Origin of the sequence: Limnoraphis robusta BA-68 BA1, from assembly GCF_034932365.1 — a bacterium.
Classification (GTDB): domain Bacteria; phylum Cyanobacteriota; class Cyanobacteriia; order Cyanobacteriales; family Microcoleaceae; genus Capilliphycus; species Capilliphycus robustus.
Map to the genome: position 1 here is coordinate 12,697 of NZ_JAYGHR010000075.1, position 25,818 is coordinate 38,514.

Annotated in this window: 11 protein-coding genes and 1 tRNA gene; 5 read left to right on the forward strand and 7 right to left on the reverse strand. The window is 40.8% G+C overall.

The window, feature by feature from the left end; genetic code table 11:
* Positions 1–5: 5 nt before the first annotated feature.
* The 4 genes from VB836_RS21590 to VB836_RS21605 form a co-directional block, all read right to left on the reverse strand.
* A complete protein-coding gene (locus VB836_RS21590) occupies positions 6–9,575 on the reverse strand; it encodes a CHAT domain-containing protein (protein ID WP_323222409.1) in 9,570 nt (3,189 codons plus the stop codon).
* A 579-nt stretch (positions 9,576–10,154) separates the two neighbouring features.
* Entirely contained in the window at positions 10,155–11,756 is a 1,602-nt protein-coding gene (locus VB836_RS21595; protein ID WP_323222411.1) for a TROVE domain-containing protein, read from the reverse strand.
* Positions 11,757–11,782: 26 nt separating this feature from the next.
* Positions 11,783–11,962, reverse strand: a complete 180-nt coding sequence (locus VB836_RS21600; RefSeq protein WP_323222412.1) for a hypothetical protein — start codon at positions 11,960–11,962, stop codon at positions 11,783–11,785.
* A 315-nt stretch (positions 11,963–12,277) separates the two neighbouring features.
* Positions 12,278–12,405 (reverse strand) — tRNA-OTHER (locus VB836_RS21605).
* 203 nt (positions 12,406–12,608) lie between these two features.
* Here VB836_RS21605 and VB836_RS21610 point away from each other — a divergent pair.
* The 5 genes from VB836_RS21610 (at position 12,609) to VB836_RS21630 (ending at position 19,819) form a co-directional block, all read left to right on the forward strand.
* On the forward strand, positions 12,609–15,536 hold the full coding sequence (locus VB836_RS21610) for an NACHT domain-containing protein (protein ID WP_323222414.1): 2,928 nt from the start codon (positions 12,609–12,611) through the stop codon (positions 15,534–15,536).
* A 27-nt stretch (positions 15,537–15,563) separates the two neighbouring features.
* The gene (locus VB836_RS21615) at positions 15,564–16,229 is read left to right on the forward strand and encodes an SDR family oxidoreductase (protein WP_323222417.1); all 666 of its coding nucleotides are present in this window, start codon (positions 15,564–15,566) and stop codon (positions 16,227–16,229) included.
* A gap of 220 nt (positions 16,230–16,449) precedes the next feature.
* Entirely contained in the window at positions 16,450–17,808 is a 1,359-nt protein-coding gene (locus tag VB836_RS21620; protein ID WP_323222419.1) for a mechanosensitive ion channel family protein, read from the forward strand.
* 314 nt (positions 17,809–18,122) lie between these two features.
* Complete coding sequence (locus tag VB836_RS21625; RefSeq protein WP_323222421.1) at positions 18,123–18,542, forward strand: hypothetical protein; 420 nt, start codon at positions 18,123–18,125, stop codon at positions 18,540–18,542.
* Positions 18,543–18,988: 446 nt separating this feature from the next.
* On the forward strand, positions 18,989–19,819 hold the full coding sequence (locus tag VB836_RS21630) for a PEP-CTERM sorting domain-containing protein (protein WP_323222422.1): 831 nt from the start codon (positions 18,989–18,991) through the stop codon (positions 19,817–19,819).
* Between the two features lie 840 nt (positions 19,820–20,659).
* On the opposite strand, the gene psaB is transcribed toward VB836_RS21630, so the two are convergent.
* The 3 genes from psaB to psaA are packed head-to-tail and all read right to left on the reverse strand — an operon-like array spanning position 20,660 to position 25,316.
* Positions 20,660–22,888 carry a photosystem I core protein PsaB gene (gene psaB / locus VB836_RS21635; protein ID WP_323222424.1) on the reverse strand — a complete coding sequence of 743 codons (2,229 nt, stop codon included), beginning with the start codon at positions 22,886–22,888 and terminating at the stop codon, positions 20,660–20,662.
* Between the two features lie 9 nt (positions 22,889–22,897).
* A complete protein-coding gene (locus VB836_RS21640) occupies positions 22,898–23,062 on the reverse strand; it encodes a hypothetical protein (protein WP_323222426.1) in 165 nt (54 codons plus the stop codon).
* Positions 23,055–25,316, reverse strand: a complete 2,262-nt coding sequence (gene psaA / locus VB836_RS21645) for a photosystem I core protein PsaA (RefSeq protein WP_046279892.1) — start codon at positions 25,314–25,316, stop codon at positions 23,055–23,057. Before psaA ends, VB836_RS21640 begins: the two co-directional genes overlap by 8 nt.
* Between the last annotated feature and the right edge of the window lie 502 nt (positions 25,317–25,818).

Genomic DNA, 25,818 nt, shown 5'->3' on the forward strand with positions numbered 1-25,818 from the left:
CCTCATTACCAGGGACTACCAATCATTGTAAATGCAGCCCAGTAGAAGGGATCTGAAAGATTATTAGAGATAGAATTTGCTAATTCCGGCGGTAAAGTTAGTTCTCTATCGGGTAAAATGAGGCGTGAGCCTTCAAACCGAACCTCTCCTTTTAAGAAAGCAATTTGGGTTTGTCTCAAGGCTTCTGCTTTAATCGGGGCTTGGGTTAATTGTTGATAAAAATCGGCCATTAATGCAAAGGTCGCATCATCATCAACTTTCCACAAACTAGCGACGACTGACTCGACTCCAGCTTGGGCGGCAAACCCGGCAAATCCTAACTCAGCTTCACGATTTCCGATAGCAGTTTCACAAGCACTTAAGACTAATAATTTCACAGGCGGTTGATTCCATCCTAATTCTCGCACTTGGTCTAGTCTTAATTTATCATCCCAAAATTGAATATAAGAATTACTCGGTTCTCCCTCTTTAAACTCAGCATGAGTTGCCAGATGAATAATACCAAAGGGCGTAGCGGCTCGTTGTTGTTTTAAATTTTCAATCGTGAAGTTTTCATTTAAAAATGATTCTCCATTCCATAAATTATCCGTAATAGAATTTACTTCTGCTGACACCGCAGGTAAGTCGCCTAAACTCGGGTCAGCCGGAAATTCAGTGGTTCCCATTGCCAAAACACTGGCGGGTTTAACATTACTATAACGAGTTTCGGTTAAGGTTAAACTGGGCGCTAGCCCAATGCTATATTTTTCGACTAAAAATTGTTCGCCATCATGTAAAGCCGCTAAAGGTAAAGAACGCAATCCTTCATCCATAATAAAGACTAAGTTGTTAATTTCTTGTGCTTCTAATTCAGTTGCTAAGGGTTCAATGAACCACTGATAAAGTTGTTGAGCAAAGGGTAAAAAACTGCCTCGGCGAGTGGCTGGAAAAATTTCTCGTAAGAAAGAGGTACGCTGTTGTAAAACTTGATTACGAGTTACCCCAGAAATTCGTTTACGAATCGGTTGACCTTCTGCGGTTATCATCACTAATTCCAGTTGGTCATCTCCTCTAGACTGAGAGGATTTTTCGGATGGAGAATCAACAACATCAAGCTGCTTTTCTTGAGTTTCTAGGTCATATTCAACGGGGACAAAGTTAACATAAATGACAGCAGGTTTAATCCCTGTAATTCCGGCAATTTGACTCAAAGCATCACAGGTTTCGACTAAACCTTTTGGAGATTTACTCGCGGACATTCCCCAATATTCTTCAAAATCTTGAGTGTATCCTTGTTCAACCGCTAAAATTCCAGCATCAACTAAACTACAAGGAAGATTAGCAGAAATTTCAAGGGGATTAACGGGGTCTTGACGGGGGAGAATATCACCCGGAAATTCGGGTTGAGTGGGTGTTGGGGTTGGTGTTGGTGTTGGGGTTGGTGTTGGGGTTGGGGTTGGTGTTGGGGTTGGGGTTGGTGTGGGTGTAATATCATCAGTTTGAAGGACAATATTTCCGACTGTAAAAGATTCGGGGAATGAGTTCTGAGAATTAATCGTAAATTCACCTGTTGTAATCGCGCCGGCTGTACCATTATCATTCTCAGTGAGGTTCCTATTTCCCACTTCAAAGCTAGCAATCGGTTCATTAGCTAACCCGCCTTGATGACGAATTGTAATTGAACCGCCACCTTGTCCGCCTGCGGTAGAAATGCTGGCATTAATGTTATTTTGATCGATAAAAGATTGAGTGACTCGCACAAATCCGCCTGTAGATTCAAGAAATACATCTCCCCCCTGACCATTCAGCCCACCTTGAGCGTTAATAAACTCAACTTCAACATCGCCTTCTGGGTCAAGAATGACGTTTCCACCATCACCAATTGTACCACTACTGTTAATTTGTCCTGTAACAATTGAAATGGGAGCGATAACAGTAATGTCACCGCCTGTTAAGCCGGAACTGTTTAAATTTGCTGTTGAAACTGTTCCGGTTGTTGCTGTTAAATTAATATTACCGCCTTGACCTTCAGGATTACTAGAATTGAGGTCTATTTCACTGGTAATGTCGGTTCCTGTGAGGGTAATATTGCCTCCAGTTGTGCGAATTTCTCCATTCCCCGAGAGTTGGATAAAAGACGGACTATTGAGAGTAAAGTTACCGCCATTTGTGGTAATATTTGGGTTAATTAGAGAGAAGTTTTGAATCAATGAAAGGGTAATATTACCGTTATTTGTCGTTAAATTAACTGAATTACCTACTAAGTCATTAGTATTAATGAAACCGTTACTTGTCCTTAGGCTAATATTTCCGTTGGGATTGATAATATTACGAACATTAATATTTTGATTAGCATTTAAACTAATCGCTGCGTTATCGGTTCCAGTAATTGTAAAGCCTCTTGTTTCAATCGAACCAGTACCCGACTGCAAGGTAACGGGGTCACGAAATGATACATTTCCAACTGCGGTAATATTTCCGGTATTAACTCCTCCTATTGTAATCAAATTAAAGCCATTTTGCAATAAGTTTAACTCGGTATTTGTTAAGTTTAAACTATTAGGGTTGTTATTGCTAGTTCCTCCAATTTCAACGGGAAAAGCTGATGTAAAAGGCTGTAAGGTTAAATTTATATTATTACCAGAGACGGTATTATTAAAGTTGATTTCGTTACCTGTTAGGGTAATATTGTTTAAAATACTAACTGCGTTTCCATAATTCTGACCATTCTCTCCGGTTGTGGTAATATCGGCGTTAAGTTGAGTTGTTCCGCCTGCATTTGTGGTTAAGCTATTAGCATTAACGGTGCGATTAAATCGAGTAATTCCATTGCTATTGGTTGTAATTTCTCCTAACTCATTTCCGTTACTTCCGACAGTATCTAAAGTAATATTTCCGTTAGGTGCATTCAGGGTTAAATTATTACCTGTTCCTGAAATCGGACTATTATTAAAGTCAATATCGCCATTGTTGCTATTCATTACAACATCAGCATTGAGTTGAGTTCCGCCTGTGGCTTGAGTAAAGTTAATATTGTTATTTGTCGTGAGATTTCCGTTAAGGGTAGTTATTCCGGTTGTTTCTACTTGTAGAGAATTTAAAGCTTGATTTTCTCCCAATGTACTCAATATTATATTACCACTGCCTGCGGTTAGTTGTAAATTAAAATTCCCATCAACCGTTCCATTGGCAAAATCAATGATTCCATTCCCTAAACGAGTGTCAATATTAACGTCATTTGTTAAAATAATATTAGTCGCATTTTCAAAAGTAATTCCGTTAGTCCCATCAATTCTAATATTACCGCCTAAATTGGTTTGACCACTGGTATTAATGGATAAAGAATTTAAAGGAATATTAGTTCCGACTGTACCCAACGTTATATCACCGCCTCCTGCATTAAGAATCAGTTGATTTCCGGTTGTTGTTGCTTCAATAGGAACATTTGAAAAGTTAATGTTTCCATTCCCGCTACGGGTTTGTAGAGTGACTGAATTGCCTGCAATATTAACTGTTGATGCACCGGAAAAGTCTAAACCGCTATTGGTAAAAATATTACCAAATAAATTAACAATACTTGCATTGCTAATCGTTAATTCCCCTAATTCATTCCCCGCTTGACCGACATTATTCAGCGAAATTTCTCCGGGTGTATTCAGAGTAAGGCTATTTCCTGTTCCCGTTATAGGACTATTTTCAAATGAAATATTTCCGTTAATGCTGGTCATGTTAACATCAGTATTAAGTTGGGTTCCGCCTGTGGCTTGGGTGAAGTCAATATTATTATTAATTCTCAAATTTCCATTGAGAGTGGTTAAGCCAGAAGTATTAACCGTCAATAAATTAGGCGGAATATTATTCCCAAATGTTCCTAAATCAACTTGACCACTTCCCGCATTAATAATTAACCCACCACTTCCTTCGACGGAAGCATCTAAAAGGTTAATATTTCCATTATCGCTATCCGTTTCAAGAGTTACTGTATCACTATTTAGGTTAATGGTTGTAACGCTTGGGAAGTTAATTCCGCCATCGGTATAAATATTACCAGATAGATTGACAATATTTGCATTTCTGATAGTCACTCCGCCAATTTCATTATTATCCTCACCCACATCATCTAGAGAAATTTCTCCCGGTGTATCGAGAGTTAGGCTATTTCCTGTTCCCGTTATCGAACTGTTTTCAAATGAAATATTTCCGTTAATGCTGGTAATCACAATATTACTATTAAGTTGAGTTCCGCCTGTCGCTTGTGTGAAGTCAATCGTATTATTTGTGGTGAGATTTCCGTTGAGGTTAGTTATTCCAGTTGTATTAACGATTAAGTTATTAAGCGGGGTAATATTTCCAATTGTGCCTAAATTAATTTCAGCATTTCCGGCTAAAAGTTCTAAGTTAAAATTCCCATCAACCGTTCCACCATTCAGGTTAATCGTTCCATTTCCTGAAGTTGTATTAATCGTAATATTATCAGTGAGTTGAACCGTTGAAGCGTTTTCAAAGTTCACCCCACCTGAACTATTTGTAGTAATATTTCCGCCTAAACTGGTTTGACCTTGACTATTAACGGTTAAAGACAATAAAGGTTCGTTCTCTCCGACGGTTCCGAGGGTAATATTTCCGTTACCGGAGTTGAGTTGTAAGTTAAAATTCCCATCAATTGTTGACCCAAAGTTAATATTTCCATTCCCGCTACTACTATTTAGACTGACATTACCCAACAAGTTCACCAAATCGTTATAAGTTTGATTATTGGTTGTTGTAATATTACCGTTGAGTTGCGTTGAACCGCCGACATCTGTAGTTAGACTATTTGCATTAACGATTCCGCTAAATTCAGTAATTCCGCTACTATTAGCAATAATATTTCCAACGGGTTGAGTTTCTCCAATTGTCCCCGAAAAACTAATATTTCCGGTTCCAGTTGTTAGGGTAATATCAGAATTTCCGTTAACGTTTCCATTAATGCTAATATCGCCGCCACCTGTGGTATTTGTATCTAGAGTTGTGTTTCCACTGAGGTTAATTTCGTTACCTTGAAGGGTAATATTTTGATTATTGGTGGTAATCACTTCACTGAGGTTAATCGTATTCGCATTGAGGGTAATAGAAGCATCATCAACTCCCGTTAATATCCCGCCAATATCAATAAAACCGTTGGGAGATTGTAGGGTTATCGGGTCATTAAAAGTGACACTATCTACAACTGTAATTGTACCCGATGAGTTGCTTCGTCCGATGGTAATTGAACTAAAGCCGTTTTCCAGTAAACTCAATTCAGTTGAGGTTAAATCAAGGGTGTTAGAGTCTTCGCTCTCGGTTCCAGAGATGATAAGATTTTGATTAACTGTAAATGGTTGTAAGAGTAAATTTCCACTTCCTGAAATCGGGCGATTATTTCCACTAATATCAAAATCAATCTCATCTGCGGTGAGGGTTAAGTCATTATTTCCCGCAACAATACCCACATTATTAAAGGTAATAGTTCCGGTTCCAGCGTTAATACTTTGACTATTATTTAACGTTAAATTTGCACCATCAAGACTTAAGATTTCCTGTTCTTGTTGTCTATCAAAAATTTCACTCCTGAAAGTAATATTTCCGCCTATTCCCTCATCAACAGAGGAGTTAATATCTCCGACTGTGATGGTACTCACTCCTATATTTGTCCCTGCGTTCAGGTCAACTGTTCCGCCAATTCCACTCACAGAAGTTGTGTTAATTGCATCGGTTTGTAAGGTAGCGGTTCCACTTCCTGACTGAACATCTAAGCGAATATTTCCGCCATTTTCACTGTTAGAAGAAGTATTAATCGTTCCGGTTTGAATTGAAGTAGATTCGGTGGTAAAGCTATTCCCCGCGACAATATCAACATCACCGCCATTTGTGATAATATTCCCAGTGATAATTTCTCCAATTGAATTTAGGTTAATATTTTCGCCTTCAGTTGAGAGTTGACCCACATTAATTTGACTATCTGCATTCAACGTAATTGAAGCGTTATCGGTTCCAATAATTCCAGCATTATTAACTGAATTAATCCTTCCGGTTCCGGCGGTAATGGTCACGGGGTTAGAAAATTCTATATTATTTTCAATCGTAATATTCCCATCAAAATCAAACCGTCCAATTCTAGACTCAAAATTATTTAACGCGGCTAAGTCTGTTGTCGTGAGATTTAGAGTTTCTGTTCCTGTATCTGTTGAACCTGCAATGGCAATATTACTAACGGTATTCGGTTCTAAAGTAATAAACTGTCCGGTAACTGAATTTTCCCCACCTTCAAAGTTAATTTCATCGCTTCTCAAAAGAATATTTTCTGTGGTTAACGCATTCCCAAACGTCACACTTGCAGAATTAATAGTGAGTTCAGATAGGGGAACTACATTCCCAATTGCATCATCAAAGTTAACATTTCCAATTCCTGAAATGACCTTTAAAGTTTCGGTATTGGGATTCGTTCCGTTAACCGTTCCTGTAATGATAATATCCGCACCCGGTGCATTTAATTCCGTCGTATTTAGATAAACAAAATTATTGTCTCCTATCACAACGCTATCATCAATTGTAATCGGATTTCCGGCGGTAATAATATCAGCATTGACTGTGGTTGTTTCACCTGAACCTATTATGGTAATTGAAGCATTATCAAGTCCGGTTAACGTTCCATCAACAATAATATCACCCAATGGAGCTTGTAGGGTTAAAGGGTCATTAAAGGTAACAGGATTAACAACCGTAATCGTTCCACTACTATTATCACGTCCGATGGTAATTGAGTTGAATCCATTTTGAATTAAGTTAATTTCAGCTTGAGTTATATTTAGAGTTGTAGTGTCAGTATTGTCAGAATTCGCGATATTAATTCCTCGGTCTTCGGTAAAGGGTTGTAGGGTTAAATTTCCACTTCCTGAAACTAATCGATTATTTCCACTAATATCAAAATTAATTTCATCTGCTCTTAAAGTTAGAGTGTTACTTCCCGCATTGACTCCAACATTATCAAATTCTATCGTACCCCTACCCGCATCAAAGATTTGATTACTTTCAATAATTAGTGTGGCACCGTCAGAAGAAGCTGTTGAGTTTTGGCGACTCCTAAAAGTAATATCGCCTCCAATACCATTGTCTGAGAATGTGTTTATATCCCCAACAGAAATATTACTGTCACCTTCAGAAGTTGCTGCATTAATCGTGACTGAATTACCATCAAAAGCTGATGCTGTAATGATTTCTCCTATCGAAATTTCTGTATTTCCTGTAGCGGACTCTGCATTAATATTAACTGTTCCTCCACCACGAGTTGTGTTGTTAGTTGTGTTAATAATATCGGTTTGGATTATAACGTTTTGGTTTGCCGTTTCACTTCCTACATTTAGATTAACATTACCTCCATTTGTACCCAAAATACCTGTTGTAATTTGACCACCATTTCCCAAAGCATTGAGATTAACAACTCCTCCGATAATTTGATTCTCCTCTGCTAAGGGATCAAAATCAAATTCTCCGATAAGGAATGTTGTACTAATTTCACCTGTTTCGATTGAACTCGCTTGGCTAGCGGTATTACTCCCAACATTAATCGTAACGTCTCCCCCGCCTGTTATTACTGAACCTGTTGTAACTTCACCACCATTTCCCAGAACTTCTATCCTAATATTTCCTCCATTTGCAATACCAGATGTTGTTATATCAATTGTATTGATTTCACCATTAACTGTAATAAAACTGGGTAAATTAGCCGTGTCATTTCCCGCCGTAATATTAACCGCTCCTCCGTCTGTATCTATGCCAGATTGAATAACTATCCTACTACCATTTCCCAAAGCAGTCAGAGTAACATTTCCCCCCTCAGTAAATAACCCTCCAGTTCTAATTTCTACTCCTGAAATCGTGAGATCTCGTCCCGAAGTATTAATGGATTGAGTTTGATCCATTAAGAAGTTACCACTGTTATTATTGTCTGCATCTGCTGTAAAGGTAATTGAACTATCCCCTTCTCCTTGTACTTCTACAAAATTGAGAGAGATTCCATCTACAACTCTTATGTTTTCAGTGGCTTGTAAAATAACTTTTCCGGTTATACTTTCCAGGACATTTTCACTAACTGTTATATCTGTATCTCCAAAGTCTCCTATTAAAATATCGGGTAATTCTGTATCACCTTGATTCGGTGGAGTGAAGTTTCGATTAATTGTGATATTTCGAGGATCAAGTAACAATATACCAAAACTTCCATTGACAGCCGAAGTATCAACAATTCCATCAAAGATTAACGTTTCTTTTCCCGAAACTTCTACAAATCCCCCGTTTCCTAACTCACTCCCTCCCCTTGTATTAATATTCCCATAAAACCCTGTAACTTCATCCGCCCAAACAATAACCCGTCCGCCATCTCCTGTTAATAAACCATCTGCATTAATTGTCGTATTGCGATTAACAAACGTCCTTAACGCATTGGGAACATCGCCCAAACCTCGATACTCTCCGCCGATTAAAACGGTACCTCCGCCATTGGTTCCAGAGGCGTTAATATTGGCATCAATTACCCCTATTTTATCCCCAAAAATGCCAACGGTTCCGCCCGTTTCCCCCGAAACATCCACCTCTCCAGAAGCAATAGTTGTCCCAGAATTGACAGGGACGGTGGTATTAGAAACGGTTAATTCTACACTTCCATCGGGGTTAACTTTCGCCGCCATGTCATACCCACTCACTCCCCTAGTTAATAAATCGGGTAAACTGGTAATCGGAATTGACCAATTATTCGGTTGACTGCTACCGGGAACTATCGGTTGAATTTCTAAACTTAACAGTTGTCCGGGTTGACTAATTATAACTAAATTTTCACCAGGAACCGATGTAATAATCACCTGTCCTTCCTGGGCCGAAAGTTGTCCGGTGTTAACAACTGTTCCGCCCAATAATGTTAAATTATGTCCTCGTTCAACGGCTAACGTTCCTAAATTAATCACAGTCCCTGGAGTTGCCATTGTAAAGGCAAACCCCGTCGGATTTCCGGTTAATATTTCGTAGTTATTTAACCCTTCTGCGTTGAACCATTCAGTACCAAATTGAACACCGTTGGCTGTCGTTGCGGTAAAATCACCGGGAAGATTTAACTGAGAGTTCGGCCCAAATAATATCCCCGATGGATTAATTAAAAACAGGTTTGAAGTGCCTCCGGTCATCTCAATTAAACCGTTAATAAAAGAGGCATCACCCCCAATTACTCGACCTAAAATATTACGAATTTCAGGATTAGATAAAAAGTTAGCAATTTGACCTTCATCGAGTCCGAATTTCTCAAAACTATGAAATAAATTCGCCCCATCTCCAGAACGAGTTCCGCCCTCAATATTGAAGCGATTTCCCTCTGGAGTTACAACCGTACCCGTCCCATCATTTGCGGGGGTAATGGCTTGGGCGAGGATAATTTCCGAACCGGAAACGACAACAAGTTGAGAAGAAGTATCAGCGTTTATAATAAAATTTTCTGTTGATTGTGAGGGGGTTGCAAGGGCGGATAAACTGCTTAAAACTGTAATTTGTAATACAGAGAACGCTGGATAAAAACAGCGAATTAATGTCATAGTACCCCTCACTCAAAACAACACAAATACTTTGGCTAAAATTTTACCTTATGACGTACAAAAATAGTTAAGCATACACAAAACTTTAATAAAGTAGAATGACCTCTCCCTAACCCTCTCCTACGAGGCGAGGGAACAAGAGAAATGTTTTGAAATGACTGTTCCCTAACCCTCTCCTACGAGGCGAAAGAATAATAAAAATGTTTTGAAATGACCTCTCCCTAACCCTCTCCTACGAGGCGAAAGAATAATAAAAATATTTTGAAATGACCTCTCCCTAACCCTCTCCTACGAGGCGAAAGAATAATAAAAATGTTTTGAAATGACCTCTCCCTAACCCTCTCCTACGAGGCGAAAGAATAATAAAAATGTTTTGAAATGACCTCTCCCTAACCCTCTCCTACGAGGCGAGGGAATAATAAAAATGTTGAAACTTAAAAGGGGGAGTTATGAATAATTTTGTATTTTTAATCTTTAAAAAGATCCCCTCCATTTTAGTAGTTAGGAGGGGTAATTTGCCTCTCCCTCAAAGGGGGAGGTTGGTGGGGGTCTGAGAGGTCAGTTTAAAACCTAAAGCCGTTAAAGTTCACCCTTTGCTAACAGTTGAATGAGTCGTGGAGTGCCGGGATCAAAGCCTGCAATATCCCAAGAATTGTCATCATTTGGATCAACTAACGTGATATTATAGGGCGCAAGAGTAATATAAACTCCCTTAATTTTAGGATTAATTTTTTGACGATATTCTGCTAACGCCCGACAGGGATGTTTTGATCCCGCCCAAGTTTCGTTATCTGTCCAAAAACAAATCATATCGGCTTTAATTTTATGACGAATCATCCACTCATAAGCAACACTTGCATCGGTTCCACCAAAGTTCTGATTGTTGGCTTTTTGCATTGCCGTTTTAAAGGAATCTTTTGCGGTAATGTTCAAATCAATGAACTCAGTTGAAAATCCCCGAATTACATAATGTTTCTCTGCTTTTGCGGTTACTAAAGCCATAACAGTTGCAATTTCACAACAGGTTAACCCGATGGAAGAAACCGTATTCCAAGACATCGAACTGGAGATGTCAATAGCGTGTAAAAACACTTTATTGGTGGGTTCAATCACGTCAAAAGATAACTCAATTGCTGCTTCTAAAATATCCACAATTCGAGGAACAGGAGTCCATGTCTTTTGGCTTCGTCCTAAACGTCCCCCAGATTGATAAGTTTTCAATGCTTTTAACACGTCAATGGGGTGAATTCGTCCTTTTTTCAAGTGTTTACGGTTATTTAAAACTTGAGCAACTTGTTCGATATTTTTCCGTTCATTTGCTGCTAAAACTCCTAATTCTGTGAGAGAACCCAAGTTTCTTAACATTGCACCTACTGGCATTTCATTAAATAATAATTGCCAAGCTTGTTTATTCATTTTTCCCACAGGTGCAACCATTTCATGGGTTAAATGACCTTGAGAAATGGCTTTGTGAGTTTGGTCTGGATGACGTTTTAACCATTCATACCACCAAATTTGTTTTAACGCTTCAGATGGAATCCCCGAAGGCAATTTATCCCAACCATTCATTACCCAATTAAACAACAAATCATGGTCTGTAGTTGGCGGTTTTACATGGAATAAACGCAACGCATCACGACTCGAAAATCCTTGACGTTGTTGATACTTTAACAGTTGGTAGGCGAGTCCTTTAACATCTTCATTAGATAGCCAAGCTTTCCCCACTTCTCGGATAATTTTTCCAAAGCCTCGCATTGCTTTTGTGTAGTTTAACCATTCATAGAAATGGCTTCCAGTTCTCACCACTTTCGGAAAGGTTTCTAGAAAAGCTTGTTTTGCTTCAGGGGTTTCTCCCATTGATAACAAAACTAGAGCGAAAATTGGCGTGCTATTATTAATTGAACGTCCATCAGACGCATAACAAATTTCACCCGCAACTCGCCGAGGATTGATTTTGATTGCTTCTTGAATAACATCTACAAACTCTTGTGTTAATTCATGTTTTCCGGCATAATAAGCACCGTTAGCAGTTCCTATTAATAAACACCGTCTTAACAGTTGCCAAATATCGGCTTTAAACATCCATCCCCCCGAACGTCCCTGGGTCATTTCGGCTTTCCGCCCTGGAAGCGGTTGATTTTGCGGGGTTTTATTTTGAGAGAAAAAAAAGTTATATTTCATGGTTTTTCTCCTTGATTTTTGTCAATTTATTCTTTATAATTAAAGTCAGATAAACGCGAACCCCCATCATTAAAAATAGGAGGTTGACGTTGAGAGGAACCAGACTGACGATGTTCAGCAGAAGCCCAGACTTGACCCAGATTAAGTGTGAAGATGATCAAACTAACTTGAAAAATTAATCGTAAATAAAAAGTATGATTAAACATTTTTTTCTCCGGCCCATTGAGGCAAATTTGTTAGACAAAACTTCAGTTTTAGGGCGAACCCTAATTGGCAGGGTGGGGGTCGTAGGCGAAGCCTTCTCGCAGAGTACCCACACATCATTCTTCGGTTTTTTTAGACAAGTAGTGAATCAGGAATTACTAGCGTTATACCATTAAACTACCTGCCAAAGATTGTGGAAATTGATCGGATTTTGACTCAATTTTTCTCCTCATACCTCCCTTAGAAAGGGAGGTGCCGCAGGCGGAGAGATTGGGGAGGTTGGTGGGGGTAAAAACATTATAATTTACGAATTTTGTTGGTGTAGCGGAGCGGGATTTGAACCCGCATCTCGGCGATTAAGGGGAGATTCGTGTTACAGACGATAACCCTCAATCTGCGTCCTCGAAAGGCAAAAATGTGCTTTACCATTTAAGCGACCCGCCACATGAATAACTAGCAATTAATCGGATGAAAACCTGTGTTATTTCTAACGTTTGGTTGGCTTCCCGTTTGCTATGTTTATAAGATAAGGTGAGGATATTCCCCTAATCGAATTTTGAGCTTGACACCGCAAAGCCAGATGTAGACTAAACTTGAGAGATAGGGGAAGTTGTGTAGATGGGGGATTCCCCCAACTTTGTTGAAAAAATGCCTCGAACCAGTTACGGCCCGCAGACCCAAAAACGCACGAAACAGCTACTCGCTGCTTTGTTGGACTATGCAAACGATGAGTTAGAAGCTGATGAAATCGCCCTAGAACGCCTGCAACGAGAGATTAAAATAGATTGGAAGAATGACCGACAATTAATCGTACAAACGAAGCTGCGGTTTCTAGAAGCGTTAATGAAACTAACAGGAAATGCGCTAACAATTCCTCAAATTAAAGAAGCGTTAAACCGTTTGATGGATTTTTTAGAGATTTTAGACGATCATCGTCCCGTGCGGCGAGGGTCAGAAATTTGGCATTTTACCTTAAAATTTTGGCATAAACGACGCGATCGCACTGCTATTTTACAACAGTTTGATTCCGAATGGCAAGAGCGCCGTCCACAAACATCTAAACAAGTTTCTCAGAGTTGTGAATCTCCCGAAAATCCAGATTATTCTCATCAGTCTTTACCGCCTCAACCCCTTAAAAATAAAGCCGATAATCTATGGTGGAAATGGTGTCAAGACAGTTTACAGACGCAACAAATTCAACGTTTAACAACGAATCCTTTAACCGTTAGTGATGGGGTGACGTTTGAAGTTCAAGAAGTTTATGTTCCGCTTGGGTTAATCGAATGTAAATTTCAACCTGAGTTACAAACTGAACAGGATTGGGAACTGAATGATGGGGAAAATACAGACTCAGAAACTGTAATTGATCCTGAGCTATTTTTGCAACAATTACTCACCGCAGAAATCCCGCAACGTATTGGGATTATTGGAGAACCGGGTTCAGGAAAAACGACATTATTACAAAATATCGCTAATAAATTATTAGAGCATCAATTCTTCCCGATTTGGATTTCTCTGGCTGATTTACAAGGGGAAACCCTTGAACAATATCTACTCCAAAACTGGCTAAGAACAGTAACCTGCCAAATTATTCTGTCACCCGAACTCCAACAACAATTTGCAGAATTATTTCAGCAAGGACGAGTATGGTTGCTATTAGATGCGATTGATGAAATGGCAATTGAATCGAGTGCAGCTTTAACCTTTATTGCGCGTCAACTGCGGGGCTGGATAGCAAACGCTCATGTCATTATTACCTGTAGAATGAACGTTTGGGAGATGGGAAAAAATCCCCTCCAAGATTTTGTTACCTATCGAAATTTAAGCTTTTGTCATTCTCCCTCTCAATCTGAAAATCAAGTTCAACAATTTATGCAGAAATGGTTTCAAGAACAACCTCAACAGGGTATTTATCTTTACACTGAACTGCAAAAACCCGAACGTCAGCGCATTGCAGATACTGTCAAAAACCCTTTATGTTTAGCCTTGTTGTGTCGAACTTGGACGGTGATGCAGGGCAATTTACCCAGGACAAAATCCGCTCTTTATCAACAGTTTATTCAAACACTTTATGAGTGGAAACAAGAAATATTTTCTACAACCCTCGCACAGCGTCAACGATTAAATAAAGTTTTGGCAAAGTTAGCTTTAAATGCTTTTTCTCAAGTTGAAATGAAGTTTCGCTTGAGTCAATCCTTTGTCGAAACGGTTCTGAATACCGATGAAATTGATTTATTTTCTCTAGCGTTACAACTGGGTTGGTTGCATTCTGTTGGAATTTCAGCGACAACCGGAGATCGAGTTTATGCGTTTTATCATTCCACGTTTCAAGAATATTTTGCAGCCCAAGCGATTGAAAATTGGCAGTTTTTTATCAATCAAGATTCTCCTCAACCTCCGATATTTTCATTCCAATGGCGAGAAATTATTTTACTGTGGTTGGGGCGTTTAGATATTCCGGCTTCAGAAAAAGAAGCGTTTATTCAAGCCTTAGTTAACTTTTCTGAAGATTATGGCAATTTTTATCAATATAGAGCTTATTTTCTGGCTGCTGTGGGACTCGCTGAATTTCCCGAATTTAGTCAAACTGATAAAATTATTAATCAGTTGATTCATTGGTGTTATGGTGAATTTGATTCAGTTCAACAAAAGTGGTTAAATTTTCCAACCCCGATTTTAGAACGAGCCAGAACTGCTTTATTTTCAACGAACCGACAACGAGCCGTTTTATTACTCGAAAAATATCTACAATCATTGTTTCATCCTCGAATTTGTTGGTTAGTTGCTTATAGTTTAGGTAAAAATTTTGATCCAGATAACAAAGTTGCTGAAAAGACTTTAATTCAATTATTAGAAACTGCTCCCGATCAAATCACTCAAATGAATGTTAGTTACAGTTTAGGACAAGTAAGTATTCGTCATCCTTTGGCGATTAATACTTTAACAGAAATCTTGAATTCTGCTTCTGAAGACACCCTTCGTCGTAAAGTCGCCTATCGACTGGGAAAAATTGATCCGGGAAATACAACAGCAATTCATCTTTTAATTAATTTAATTCAATCTCCTTTAACTTCTAGAAAAATTAGGTCAAGAGTGATTAAGGATTTGCGTGAAATTGCGCCTGACAATCCTTTTTTACAAAAAGATTTTGCGATGAATGTTTTGTCTATAAAATTATCTAGAAATCATCCTGTAAACTCCTGTAAATATACAGAAAAAACCAAAATTATTTTAGAACAAAGACTAACGACTGCTTCCGAGATGAAACTCAAGCGAAAATATGCAATTTCTCTGATTAAAATACAACTCGGACATCCAGAAGCGATCTCTACTTTGATTGAAAGTTTACAGATTCCTGGACAAACAATTGGAATATATAAACGCACCATTGAAGTTTTAAAAAAGGGTCTACTTCCAGAACAGCTTTCTCTTGTTGTCACCATCTTAAAAAACTATGGAATTGCTGTCAATCAAGGCGAACGTTCCGATCAAGCCCTAGAAATTTATAAACTCTTGTGGTATTGTGTTCAACAAATGTCCTATGCTGATTTTTGTGCCGCTTGGAACTCCGTTTAAAATAAAATTTAGGAGAGTGAATAAAAAATGGCAACTTATCTCATAACTGGATCAAATCGAGGAATTGGTTTAGAATATTGTCGTCAGCTTAAAATGCGAGGTGATGATGTCATTGCGGTTTGTCGTTCCGCTTCTGATGAACTTCAAGCGTTAAACGTGCAAATAGAAACCGATATTGATATTACTTCTGAGGCCTCTGTTTCTCAATTGGTTAAAAATTTAGGCAATCGTACAATTGATGTTTTAATTAACAACGCTGGAATCCTCGAAAGAATCACTCTGGATAACCTGGATTTTGAGAGTATTCGCCAACAATTTGAAGTCAATGCTCTTGGGCCTTTGCGGTTAACTCAGGCGTTACTTCCTCACCTCAAAAGCGGCTCAAAAGTTGTAATAATGACCAGCAGAATGGGTTCAATAGAAGATAATACCTCGGGCGGTTCCTACGGTTATCGAATGTCAAAAGTTGCCCTATCAATGGCGGGAAAATCCCTATCGCATGATTTAAAACCTCGTCAAATTTCCGTTGCTATTTTGCATCCGGGACTGGTCAAAACTCGCATGACAGGCTTTACTGACTCTGGAATAACCCCCGAAGAATCTGTCAAGGGATTACTGGATCGAATTGATGAATTAAATTTAGAAAATACCGGAACATTTTGGCACTCAAACGGTGAAATTTTGCCTTGGTAATTCATTGAAAATTTAGCCGATAAACTTGAAGACTAGGAAAAATTAGGTCTAGAATCATCAACAAACTCTCTGAGTCTCAAACCCTTTTTACTGTATTGTACTCAAAATGACAGAGGATTATCTATCTTAGGATAGAAGTAAAATTGCGCCAAATGACTTATCTTGTTTGTGTTAATTTTTGAGCTTTGATTGAACTTCTGCTTTAATCAAAATTAAATAGATGAAACATTTTAAGTTATTATGCCGAAAATTTTGGTTCCCCTTAACTCTTTTTATTGCTGTAACGGCATTTCTTTTGATTACTCCTATTACTATTGCTCAAACTGAAGATTTTGTGGTTCCCAACCCGGAACAATCTCCAGCTAATTTAGTCAATCCAACTCAAGATGGCTTATATTTTGCGGATGTTTTAGTGAGAGGAAGACCTATTTTTCAACTGGGAAGTTTAGCCGAAGTGAGTGCTACAAATCGCGCTCAAATTATTAACCGCAGAATTACGAGTTTAATCTCTCAAACGGATACTGTTCAACCCGTTACAGTTAATCTCAATCCGAATCAAAATATTGCGACGTTACAGGTTAGAAATCGCGTCTTAATGACCGTAACTCAGCAGGATGCTCAAGATTTTGGTTTGGAATTAGAAGCCCTAGCCCAAAGGTGGGCAGATCAACTGAATCAAGCCTTTGATAAACGTCCTTTAGCCATTGATGTCGGACAGCGTTTGTATGAAACCATTCGTCAGTTTTTTCGAGATACAATTAGCAATTTACCTGCAATTATCGGTGCTTTAATCGTTATTCTGGCAACTTGGGGAGTGGCGAGCGTTGTTCGTTATGCAGCCTTTAAATGGGCGCAAAAAACAGAAGGCGATTCTAATACCGAAATCTTAATTGGGCGGTTGAGTTATGGTGCTGTTTGGGTACTGGGAACTGTTGTGGCTTTAGGCGTTTTAGGGTTAGATTTTGCTGCTCTTTTGGGGGCTTTTGGACTAACCAGTGTGGCGATTGGTTTTAGCCTCAAAGATGTTTTAAGTAACTATATTTCGGGTGTTATTTTACTCGCGGCTCGTCCATTTAGAATTAACGATCAGGTTGTAATTAAAGACTTTGAAGGAACTATTACTCAAATTCAACTGCGAGGAACGACCCTGAAAACTTATGACGGACGTTTAGTTTATATTCCCAATCAAGAAGTTTTCCAAGCCAGTATTATTAATAACACTGCTTCTCCCCGTCGTCGCAGTTCAGTCATCGTGGGAATTGATTATAGTGAAGATCTCAGTACAGCGCAGAAAATTATTTTAAATGTTCTCAATAATCTCTCTGAGGTGGAAACAAACCCTGCTCCTGATATTTTAGTGAAAGAATTAGCCCCCAGTACCGTAAATTTAGAAGTGCGGTTTTGGGTTGATTCTCGACGGGCTGGCTATTTAGCCACAACTTCAAATGTGACTCAAGGGATTAAGGAAGCATTAGAACAGGCAAATATTGATATGCCAACGGATATTTATACCCTAGTTTTTCGCAATCTACCCAATCAAGTTAATGGCAATGTTACCGCTCAATTGAATCAAGAATAAAGAAGGAAAAAGGCAAGAGGCATGAGTGAGGTGGTGAGAGCTTATACTGCGGTTAATTGTTCGAGTTTGGCTTGAGCATCTGTCTGAGAAGGTGCCGCATCTTGTACGAGCGCTCACATTTCACCCTGACATTCGACAAGTTACCCACCCTGTGAAGAACTTGAGTCAAAAGGTTCATGTCAAATCAACTTAATTTGTATTAGTAAAACTTATCTTTAAGTCTGAGAAGTTTTCTGAAAATTGCTACAACAATATACGGCCAAAATTTAGGAGTTGTATTACAATGTAGGCAAAAATCTGCTCCTTAGATAACCATGACTCAGTTTAAATTCTTGATCACCGCTATTTCAACGGTTTCCATCGCTGGCAGCATCATTTTAGGTTCAACTTCTGCGGAAGCTTGCTTATATAATAAGTTAAAATCCGGGTCTAGCAGCTTCAATTCAACGGATAAAGTCGCTTTCAATTGGAAGAACTTATTGACTTCCAAAGAAATCGCAAAGGCGGCTGGAATTGCTGCTGCTACTGGAACTGCGGGTTTTTTGGCACTCGGTTTATTTTATTACCGTCGTCGTGACGCGAAATTAGCTAGCCGGTCTTTTGAGAGTTTTGCTGAAGTCAGTGATCCGGTTAAATTGCATCCAGAAGCCCCTAGCAGCGAACTAGAGATTCAAGATGATGCAACAATTTCTGGCGCAGAATCTTCTCAGAAAGAAGTCGTTTTGATGAAATAACTCAAACATTTTACCAACTTATTTGTCCGATATCATTTCGTTAAGTTAATGGGAAATGTTCAGCTCAAATGTCCTTTGAAACTGTTAAGTAAAGTTTATCTTAGATTGAAGAATTTCCCATTTTTTGAAGCTTGATTTTGCCATTAGCTCTCTGTTAAGGTAAAGATCTTAACTCCTGATTAAGGGTTTGATGAGTGAATGCTACTTATATTAAGGGGTGCAACGTTTTTGAAGAGGCACCCCTTTTTCTTCATTCTTGAATTGGGTATTGGGCCAATTTAACAATAAGCCGAGTTATATCAAACTGTATATAAAACTTTGGTAAAGTTACCTTTTTGGCAAGCTCTGTAAGAAAAAACTACATATAATTGACCTAGTTCACTCGGTATTTATTCGGTTTTCTACCCGTTCAAGCCCATTTTTTTGATTCAACTCGGGAGATATTTATGAAATCTGTAGGTGCAGACTGTCAAAATGATCATTCTCAGACCATGACAGGGTGGTTATCATCTGCTGCAATGGCGGCAATCACAGCCTTAGTTGCATTGCCCACTCAGGCGATTACTGTTGGACAAGTTAAAACCCAAGTTTTTCCCTATGTACCCCGGGATTATACTGTATTAGATGTGGCAACAGGGAGTTACGTTCCCCTGAATTCCACAGCAGAACTTACCCTCGATGAATTCTTTCGGTTGCAAGCAGACGAACTCTCGAGCGTTACTTCTAGCGCCCAAACTGCTTCTAACAATGCTTTTGATGTCTCAAACCCAACGGATGCTTTTGGGGGTATTAGTGAGACAACAACAGTTACTGGGGTTGGTAGTCCCAGTTTTAAGAATGTCATTGATATCGACGGTAGCATTAATCTTGATGGGGAGAATAAGTTTACGATCAATGCAGATCGCGGAGAATCAGTCGTTCTCAATATTAGAGGTGATTTAAGGCTCTCTGGCTTTGCAGCGATTGAATTAACTGGCGGTGTCAAAGTCGATAACGTACTGATTAATGTTTTAGGGGATGTCTCGCTATTCGGAGATTCTAGTGTATTTGGTACCATCTTAGCGGTTAACAACGGTTCAAATACAACCATTAATGGGGGGAGAGTCGCAGGCACCCTGATTGCCAGAGATATTTCTCTAGCGAATGCTTCAGTCGATGGAGTGTACTTTGTTCCCGAACCGTTTACTATCCTGGGAACAGCTACCGCTTTAGGATTTGGAGTTTTGTTTAAGAAAGAATATTCTCAGAAGAATAAGAAGGAGAAGACTAAAGTCTAAAGAATGAACACAACAAAACCAGTCCCTGAAAATAGACTATATACTGATTACCTGATTAGTACCTAGTCTATTTTTTTACCTGATTTTATAAAATAATATTATAGTAACCTACACAACAATAACAGCATCCTAACTTGTTCTCTCAGTGACTTCCTCTTTTTGGACAATAGACCCAGAGTTACACTAATGATGATCATTTAGTTGCATTGCTCTCTGTAAGCTATTTGAGGAAATATGAGGATAACTTGTGGATGCTGTTACCGATTTTTGACGAGACAGATGTTAACTTAAACAGCAGTTTTGACCTCCTAGTTTACTGAATTGACTTCCTCGTTATTCAATTTGAAATGGAGTTACATTAAAGAATACTATTAGTTTTAATGTATTGCTCCCAAATCACCATTTGAGGAAATATCTGCAACTCAGGTAGGTACTGCTGTGTGAAATGACAGACTTCAGATGAAACAGTGTGTTTGACCTCCTAATTTCAATTTAATTGGCGATGATCAACTTTTTTATATTAAGTTCTGATGAACCTTTGAAACATCGCTTGTTTATCTGTCAATTGAAGCTTGATTAGCTTCTATTAATAATGTAATTCTTTATCCGTTAATCGGCAAGTCAATTCAACTAAAGTTTACAATTCACGGTACATTTACTTTTAAAGATATTAACTTAGGTAAATTAGATAATTCTTGTAAATTACTCTTGACAGAACTTACACCCGGACGTGCTGATCCGTGAGTAGCTGAGACGATTGTTAGCGCGACTCCGAACAAAAATCCCCCACCTAATGGCGAGGGATTGAATGTAAATTAAGCAAGTTCAGCTAGAGCTTTATTAACCGAACTTACCCGCAGTCGAGGCAATCAGGAAGGCGGCATAGGTCAGAATATAACCAACCGTGAAGTGAGCCAGACCAACCACACGAGCTTGAACGATAGACAGAGCAACGGGCTTGTCTTTCCAACGAACCAGGTTCGCCAGAGGAGTCCGTTCGTGCGCCCAGACAATCGTTTCGATCAGCTCTTGCCAATAACCCCGCCAAGAGATCAGGAACATGAAGCCTGTTGCCCAAACCAGGTGTCCGAAGAGGAACATCCAAGCCCAGACTGACAGATTATTAGTTCCATAGGGGCTGTATCCGTTAATGAGCTGGGCAGAGTTCAGCCAAAGATAATCTCTAAACCATCCCATCAGGTAGGTTGAGGATTCATTGAACTGAGCTACATTACCCTGCCAGACGCCCAGATGCTTCCAGTGCCAGTAGAAGGTTACCCAACCCAGGGTGTTCAGCATCCAGAACATCGAGAGATAGAAAGCATCCCAAGCAGAGATGTCACAAGTACCGCCACGACCGGGGCCGTCGCAGGGGAAGGCATAACCAAAATCCTTCTTATCAGGCATCAGCTTGGAACCGCGAGCATCCAAGGCACCTTTGACAAGAATCAAGGTGGTGGTATGCAGACCCAAAGCGATCGCATGGTGAACCAGGAAGTCGCCAGGGCCAATGGTTAAGAACAGAGAGTTCTTGCCAGAGTTAATCGCGTCTAACCAACCGGGCAACCAAACATTACCGTGATTGGGCCATGCAGTGGTAGCAATGCTATCCGGGTTGGACAACAGAACATCCATCGCATAAACAGCTTTCCCGTGAGCTGCCTGAATGAACTGAGCAAAGACAGGCTCAATCAGGATTTGCTTTTCAGGAGTACCGAAGGCAACAACAACGTCGTTATGAACGTAGATTCCTAAAGTGTGGAAGCCCAGGAACAGAGACACCCAGCTCAGGTGAGAGATGATCGCCTCTTTGTGTTCGAGCATCCGAGCTAACACATTACCTTTGTTGGCTTCTGCATCATAGTCACGAACAAAGAAGATCGCGCCGTGAGCAAAAGCACCAACCATCAAGAAACCAGCAATGTATTGATGGTGTGTGTACAGTGCAGCTTGAGTGGTGTAGTCCCGCGCCATAAATGCGTAAGGCGGAATGGAGTACATATGCTGGGCAACCAAAGAAGTGATTACACCCAAAGCAGCCAACGCCAAGCCTAACTGGAAGTGCAGAGAGTTGTTGATCGTGTCATACAACCCTTGGTGGGGCAGATTGAACTGACCTTCATTCTTGAAGCCGAACAGGGGATCTTTGGAATTGAGCATTTCTTTGATGCTATGACCAATTCCAAATTGAGTCCGGTACATATGTCCAGCGATGATGAACAGTACAGCGATCGCTAGATGGTGGTGAGCCATATCCGTCAGCCAGAGAGATTCAGTCTGAGGATGGAATCCACCTAAGAAGGTCAGAATAGCAGTTCCTGATCCTTGAGAAGTCCCAAACACATGGCTAGCTGTATCCGGATTTTGAGCATAAACGCCCCAGTTTCCGGTGAAGAAGGGAGCCAAGCCTGCCGGGTGAGGCAGAGTGCTGAGGAAGTTATCCCAGCCAACGTGCTGTCCGCGAGACTCAGGAATGGCAACGTGTACCAAGTGTCCTGTCCAAGCCAGAGAGCTAACTCCAAATAGACCCGCCAAGTGATGGTTCAGACGAGATTCAGCGTTTTTGAACCAGGAGAGGCTGGGACGATATTTCGGTTGGAGGTGTAACCAGCCTGCAAACAGGAAGATTGCAGACAGCAACAACAGGAAGATGGAACCTTGATAGAGATCACCATTGGTTCGCATTCCGATGGTGTACCACCAGTGGTAAACACCTGAGTAGGCGATGTTAACGGGGTTAGAAGCACCTGCTTGCGTGAAAGCATCTACCGCAGGCTGTCCGAATTGAGGGTCCCAAATCGCATGAGCGATCGGACGGACATTTAAGGGATCTTTAACCCATTGTTCAAAGTTACCTTGCCAAGCGACGTGGAAAAGGTTGCCAGAAGTCCAAAGAAAGATGATGGCAATGTGGCCGAAGTGGGAAGCAAAAATCTTTTGGTAAAGATTTTCTTCCGTCATGCCATCATGACTCTCAAAATCATGGGCTGTGGCAATCCCGTACCAAATCCGCCGAGTGGTCGGATCTTGTGCCAATGCCTGGCTAAATTTGGGAAATTTAGTTGCCATAAGTCCTAACTAAATCGTCTTCTCTTGCGAAGTTGCTCCATCTCCTTCGGAGACGCTGGGCGAACGACGGAAACCGCCAATACCGCACTGAGCGATCTCTTGGGATGGTCCACTCAAGGAGTCAGAGTCAGTTTGAGGATGACCCCAACCCTTGAGCGGGAGACTCTCATCCAACTGAAATGATTCGAGCCAGGAAGAACGCCCAAGTGGTGACGATTCCTCCAAGTAGGTAGTGAGCAACTCCCACTGCACGACCCTGAGTAATGCTCAGAGCGCGAGGCTGGATTGCTGGAGCTACCTTGAGCTTATTATGCGCCCAAACGATCGATTCGATCAGTTCTTGCCAGTAGCCACGACCACTAAACAGGAACATTAAGCTGAATGCCCAAACAAAGTGTGCTGCGAGGAACATCAAACCATAGGCAGACAGGGCAGACCCATAGGAGGTGATGACCTGAGAGGCTTGCGCCCAGAGGAAATCACGCAACCATCCATTAATGGTAATGGCACTCTGGGCAAAGTTACCATTGGTTATGTGAGAAATTGTACCGTCTGATCCTACAGTTCCCCAGACGTCAGATTGCATCTTCCAACTGAAGTGGAAAATCACAATCGAGAGGGAATTGTACATCCAGAACAGACCTAAGAACACGTGATCCCAACCGGAAACTTGGCAAGTACCACCCCGACCCGGACCGTCGCAGGGGAAGCGGAAGCCTAATTCAGCCTTATCAGGAATCAGGCGAGAACTGCGGGCGTACAGAACACCCTTCAGCAGAATCAGAACGGTAACGTGAATGGTAAAGGCATGGATATGGTGAATCATAAAGTCCGCCGTACCCAATGTAATCGGCATCATTGCCACCTTACCAGCCACTGCAACGACATCTCCACCAAAGGCTGGGCTGACGCTAGCCAAGGCGTTCGGAGCCGTATTACCGGGCGCCAAGGTATGTAGGTGTTGAACCCACTGAGCAAAGATCGGCTGGAGCTGAATCCCGGTATCTGAGAACATATCTTGAGGACGACCAAAGGCCCGCATTGTATCGTTGTGAACGTACAAGCCAAAGCTATGGAAGCCCAGGAAAATACAAACCCAGTTCAAGTGAGAGATAATCGCGTCACGGTGACGAATTACCCGATCCAAAACGTTATTAACGTTCTTTGCCGGATCATAATCGCGCACCATGAAGATTGCACCATGAGCGCCTGCACCCACTATCAAGAATCCGCCAATCCACATATGGTGGGTGAATAGGGAAAGTTGAGTGGGATAATCCGTAGCAATGTAGGGGTAGGGCGGCATGGCATACATATGGTGAGCCACGATGATGCTCAAAGAACCCATCATTGCCAGGTTAATCGCTAGCTGTGCGTGCCAAGAAGTTGTTAGGGTTTCGTAGAGACCTTTGTGACCTGTACCCCCAATGAGTAAGGGGTCTCTGTGAGCCTCTAGAATTTCCTTCATGCTGTGACCAATACCCCAGTTGGTGCGGTACATATGGCCAGCAATGATGAACAGTACAGCTAAGGCTAGGTGATGGTGTGCTGTATCTGACAACCACAAGCCACCTGTTACAGGATTAAGACCTCCTTTGAAGGTTAAGAAGTCTGAGTATACTCCCCAGTTTAAGGTGAAGAAGGGTTTTAAACCTTCTGCAAAGCTGGGATACAACTCGGTCATTAAATCCCGGTTCAGGATGAACTCATGGGGCAGGGGGATATCTGCGGGGGCTACCCCAGAATCCAGCAGCTTGTTAATGGGTAAGGACACGTGAATTTGGTGTCCAGCCCAACCTAAGCATCCCAAGCCTAGCAATCCGGCTAAGTGGTGGTTCATCATCGACTCCACATTCTGGAACCATTCCAGTTTCGGAGCCCGTTTGTGATAGTGGAACCAACCTGCAAACAGCATCAAACCTGCCATAACCAGCCCACCAATAGCGGTGCAGTAAAGCTGGTATTCGTTTGTAATGCCGGATGCACGCCAGAGTTGGAACAATCCAGAGGTGATCTGAATTCCGTGGAAGCCTCCTCCCACATCTGCATTTAAAATTTCTTGACCGAAGATTGGCCAAACCACCTGGGCACTCGGTTTAATGCCTGTGGGGTTTGTTAGCCAAGCTTCATAATTTGAAAACTTCGCGCCGTGGAAGTAAGCGCCACTCAGCCAGATAAAAATAACCGCTAAATGACCGAAGTGGGCGCTAAAGATTTTGCGCGAAATATCTTCTAAATCACTGGTATGACTATCGAAGTCGTGAGCGTCGGCGTGCAGGTTCCAAATCCAGGTGGTGGTATTTGGACCTTTGGCTAGATCACGTCGGAAGTGACCGGGTTTTGCCCATTTTTCAAACGAAGTAGGAACTGGATCGTTATCGACCGTTATCCTTACCTTCGCCTCCGGCTCTGGAGGACTGATGGTCATTGAGACTCTCCTCTCTCTATGACAAAAACTCTACGTGTTGTGAATTATGAAACAAGTCATTAAACTTTTTCAAAATCCTTCGCAAAAGTTAATGTATTACTAACAATTGCTAGGAAGCAACACAACTCCCTATTACTTTACTACAAGAGTGGAAAATTTTATTTTCACACTCAACCCCTCTTTACAGCTTTGGAAATTTCCCTGGGCCGTTTCAAGGGGCTGTTGTATCTAAATGATATATCATCTTTCCCTGTCAGGGGGAAATGGCTTGTTAACAATAATTAAAAGCAGCTATAAGCCTTGTTGTATATGGGTTGTAGTTGATTTTAAGTCGCAAAAGCCACCAAAAATCATTGATAAATGTTACAAAACTTAAACTAGATGAATGTAAGTTCTTAAACTTAAAAGATCTTGACACCGTGAAATTAGCGATCACTGTTTAGCAACCCGAGGATCGCCCCAGATCTCTTAGGGTTGCGTGAGTGTGTGCTGTGAGACGGGG

Coding starts and splice junctions, on each gene's coding strand:
- VB836_RS21610 (WP_323222414.1), top strand. CDS start 12,609: ATGCCTCGAACCAGTTACGGCCCGCAGACCCAAAAACGCACGAAACAG.
- VB836_RS21615 (WP_323222417.1), top strand. CDS start 15,564: ATGGCAACTTATCTCATAACTGGATCAAATCGAGGAATTGGTTTAGAA.
- psaB (WP_323222424.1), bottom strand. CDS start 22,888: ATGGCAACTAAATTTCCCAAATTTAGCCAGGCATTGGCACAAGATCCG.
- VB836_RS21600 (WP_323222412.1), bottom strand. CDS start 11,962: ATGTTTAATCATACTTTTTATTTACGATTAATTTTTCAAGTTAGTTTG.
- VB836_RS21625 (WP_323222421.1), top strand. CDS start 18,123: ATGACTCAGTTTAAATTCTTGATCACCGCTATTTCAACGGTTTCCATC.
- VB836_RS21630 (WP_323222422.1), top strand. CDS start 18,989: ATGAAATCTGTAGGTGCAGACTGTCAAAATGATCATTCTCAGACCATG.
- VB836_RS21590 (WP_323222409.1), bottom strand. CDS start 9,575: ATGACATTAATTCGCTGTTTTTATCCAGCGTTCTCTGTATTACAAATT.
- VB836_RS21620 (WP_323222419.1), top strand. CDS start 16,450: ATGAAACATTTTAAGTTATTATGCCGAAAATTTTGGTTCCCCTTAACT.
- VB836_RS21595 (WP_323222411.1), bottom strand. CDS start 11,756: ATGAAATATAACTTTTTTTTCTCTCAAAATAAAACCCCGCAAAATCAA.
- psaA (WP_046279892.1), bottom strand. CDS start 25,316: ATGACCATCAGTCCTCCAGAGCCGGAGGCGAAGGTAAGGATAACGGTC.